Below are 1,318 nucleotides of genomic sequence, written 5' to 3' on the forward strand. Positions count from 1 at the left end.
AATTGAAAGTCAACCGTCCAATCTACGAAATTCTACAAATTTTGAGCTTTTCTCTACTGGATAAAACACCTGTAAGAGAGATACTTAACGATTGCAATTACAAAAATATCAAAGAACTAAATTATAAACAACTGAAAATCAGCTGGGACTAAGTGCCCAGCAGTGATAATATATCTTTCATTATTCAGGATTTATATCTTTAGAACAGTAAAGACTTTATCTGTTCTAATTTGTGGGGATATTCGGCATAATAGGCTCCTTGCTCGGTTGCCATCTTATTGGGACTTGGTTCTATCCCTACACGGTTCAAGTCCAGCCTGTCCGCATCAAAACAGGTATCGATGGTCGGCTCTCCCGTCTTGTGTTCGGTTGTATGCAGTTCACATGCTTTTTCTAATAATGAGAATTCATTGTCGGATAATTCTTTCAGTAACATCCTTCTAATGGAGTGAAGCATCTTTGCAGCCCTGATTCCATGTTCAAAATCCCATCCGTCATCCAATCGGCATTTGTCGTGCAGATAGGCGAATAGGCGAACGACTGTTATATTAATATCTTTACGGATACAGAGCGTTCCATTTAGTTTTTCCAAACTCAATATGATTCCGTTACGCTCTACCCTTTGCCAATGCGACAGCCCATGAATCTCTCCGAGTTTCCAGTCTGATGAAGCAAACCGTTTTACAATATTTATATTCAAGTCGGGCAGTTCCACAGCGGGAGTGAGTGCCGTTGTCGGGGCTTTTCTTTGGAAGAATTTCATCATGCTTGGATTGAAATATGATTGTTATCTGCCGTAAAATTAGCAATAATTCTGTTATCAAAGGGTGTGATTGTATAATCGGTTATCGTTTTTATTGTACGGCTAAAATAAAGTCGTAACAGAGTATCACTCCATTACGACTTCATTTTGAAATAAACCGTTCTTTACATCTCCATGATATAAATCTACTCTCGTCTACGCCTATCAGGATCACTGATAATTCCTACTAAACAGCCTATAACAGCCATAGCCAAGAAACCACCAAAACTACCCGTTCCAAGTCCGGTTAATCCACCGAGTATTAAGCCAGTCCATCCACCACCGTTCATTAATGTAGTACTTTGAATTGCTATTTCTTAAAATGTTTCTTTTTAATATGCCAATTAATCATCTATCATAGCTTTCGCTCCTATTAATCCCGAAATGATAGGGATAATAAAAAAAGATAGATGAGATTCCCAATCAATATATAGAGGATTAACCCGTTGGTTGAATTAAAATTCTAAATATTTACAAATGAAAAAGTTGCACAATTTGCGGATTATTATTAAATTA

The 1,318-nt window shown here is 37.2% G+C and carries 1 protein-coding gene; it reads right to left on the reverse strand.

The window, feature by feature from the left end:
• Positions 1-199 precede the first annotated feature (199 nt).
• Positions 200-766, reverse strand: coding sequence for a hypothetical protein (locus M1B78_RS18340; RefSeq protein ID WP_257941482.1), 567 nt, complete (start codon positions 764-766; stop codon positions 200-202).
• Positions 767-1,318: the final 552 nt, after the last annotated feature.

It is taken from the genome of Bacteroides muris (ex Fokt et al. 2023) (genome assembly GCF_024704895.1).
Lineage (GTDB): Bacteria > Bacteroidota > Bacteroidia > Bacteroidales > Bacteroidaceae > Bacteroides > Bacteroides muris.